This is a genomic window from Lysobacter enzymogenes, from assembly GCF_017168095.1.
Classification (GTDB): domain Bacteria; phylum Pseudomonadota; class Gammaproteobacteria; order Xanthomonadales; family Xanthomonadaceae; genus Lysobacter; species Lysobacter enzymogenes_D.
The window spans coordinates 1-2,077 of the sequence record NZ_LXSD01000420.1 but is presented as its reverse complement, the minus strand read 5'-3'; the positions used below and the strand labels follow the sequence as shown (position 1 = coordinate 2,077).

The window sequence follows — 2,077 nt, the reverse complement described above, 5'->3', positions numbered from 1 at the left end:
CGTCGCCGCGCGCCGGGCCGTCGGCGCGCGCGTGCGGCCTGCCTTCGGGCTTGCCGTCGGACCTGCCGCCGGGCTTGCCGCCGCGGCGGTCCTCGCCCTTGCGTTCGGGGCGTTCGGGCTTGGGCGCGGGCTTGAAGCCCAGGCCCAGCAATTGGTCGCGCAAGCTATCGCTCATTGCAGATTCGTCAGTAGTGCGGGGGCGGCGGTTCGTTGGCGGCATCGCCGGTCAGGGGGCTCGCGGCCATCGCCGCGCGCAGGTGCTTGATCTCGTCCAGCGCGCGCAGCAACAACAGCGCGTTGCGCGATTCCTCGCTGCGCGCCGCGGCCAGCGCGTCGCTCAGTTCGGTCAGCGCGTGCTCCTGGAACGCCACGCGGGTTTCCAGGTCGATCAGGCGCTGTTCGACGGCGGATCGCTCGGGAGCGGATCGTCCGGGATCGTTCTGTCCGAGATCGGAACTCACAGGCGTCGGCTCAGCCATCGATGTGAATCGAACGGCCGCGGCCGATGCCGTAATAGGCCAGATCGGCGGCCTCGACCTCGTCGGGATGGTACAGGTTGCGTCCGTCGAAGATCACCGCGTCGGCCAGGGCCTGGCGCACGCGGACGAAATCGGGGCTGCGGAACTGCTTCCACTCGGTCACCACCACCAGCGCGTCGGCGTCGGCCAGCGCGGCGCGGGCCGAGTCGCACAGCACCAGGTCGTCGCGCTCGCCGAAGATGCGCTGCGCTTCCTCGCTGGCTTCCGGGTCGTAGGCGCGGACCTTGGCGCCGGCCTCCCACAGCTGCGCCAGCAGGCGCCGGCTGGAGGCTTCGCGCATGTCGTCGGTGTTGGGCTTGAACGCCAGTCCCCACACCGCGAAGGTCTTGCCGCGCACGTCGCCGCGGTAGTGGCGCTGGATCAGTTCGAACAGATGGCCCTTCTGGCTGTCGTTGACCGACTCCACCGCGTCGAGCAGGCGCGCCTGGTAGCCGTTCTGCTGGGCGGTGCGCGCCAGCGCCTGCACGTCCTTGGGGAAGCACGAGCCGCCGTAGCCGGCGCCGGGATAGATGAAGTGCCAGCCGATGCGCGGGTCCGAGCCGATGCCCTGGCGGACCATCTCGATGTCGGCGCCGACTTTCTCGGCGATGTTGGCGATCTCGTTCATGAAGCTGATCTTGGTCGCCAGCATCGCGTTGGCGGCGTACTTGGTCAGCTCGGCCGAGCGCACGTCCATGACCACGATGCGCTCGTGGTTGCGGTTGAACGGCGCGTACAGGCGCTTGAGCTTTTCCACCGCGAGCGGATTGGCCGCGCCGATGACGATGCGGTCCGGGCGCATGCAGTCGTTGACCGCGTCGCCCTCCTTGAGGAATTCGGGATTGGAGGCGACGTCGAACGCCACCTGCGCGCCGCGCGCGGCCAGTTCGGCGGCGATCGTCGCCTGGACCTTGTCGGCGGTGCCGACCGGCACGGTCGACTTGTTGACCACGATCACCGGGCGCTCGATGTGGCGGCCGATGGTCTGCGCCACCGCCAGCACGTACTTGAGGTCGGCGCTGCCGTCCTCGTCGGGCGGGGTGCCGACGGCGATGAAGATCAGGTCGCCGTGGGCGATCGCGCCGGCGGCGTCGGTGGTGAAGTGCAGGCGGCCGGAGGCGTGGTTGGCCTTGACCATCGACTCCAGGCCCGGCTCGTAGATCGGGATCACGCCGCGGTTGAGGCCTTCGACCTTGGCCTGGTCGATATCGACGCAGACCACGTCGTGACCGACATCGGCCAGGCAGGTGCCGGTGACCAGGCCCACGTAGCCGGTGCCGAAGATGGTGACGCGCATTTCGTTGTTCCTTGGGTGGTGCGGGGGCGGCGTTGCGACGGCGATGCTGCGAAAGCGGCGTTGGGCGATGCGTGGCGCGCTACCGGTGTTGCGCGGTCCGTTTCCGGCGATACGCGTCGAAAACCAGGGCGCCCGGAGCATCCGGAGCTTCGGCCGCGCTCCTGGAGAAGCAACGCCGGCCGTCAGGGTATGGGGACGCGGGCCGCGCCGCAAAAGCGCCGCGCCCCGCGTGCGCGCCCCCGCCCTCGCGGACGGGAGCGGC

The 2,077-nt window shown here is 70.0% G+C and carries 2 protein-coding genes; both read right to left on the bottom strand.

What is annotated here, in order from left to right; all coding sequences use genetic code 11:
• Positions 1 to 185: 185 nt before the first annotated feature.
• Positions 186 to 461, bottom strand: coding sequence for a SlyX family protein (locus A7A76_RS18395; protein ID WP_343225364.1), 276 nt, complete (start codon positions 459 to 461; stop codon positions 186 to 188).
• A 10-nt stretch (positions 462 to 471) separates the two neighbouring features.
• Complete coding sequence (locus tag A7A76_RS18390) at positions 472 to 1,815, bottom strand: UDP-glucose dehydrogenase family protein (RefSeq protein WP_206412564.1); 1,344 nt, start codon at positions 1,813 to 1,815, stop codon at positions 472 to 474.
• Positions 1,816 to 2,077: the final 262 nt, after the last annotated feature.

Bases quoted from the DNA above. Each gene is read 5' to 3' on its own strand.
- A7A76_RS18390 (WP_206412564.1), bottom strand. From the start codon at position 1,815: ATGCGCGTCACCATCTTCGGCACCGGCTACGTGGGCCTGGTCACCGGC.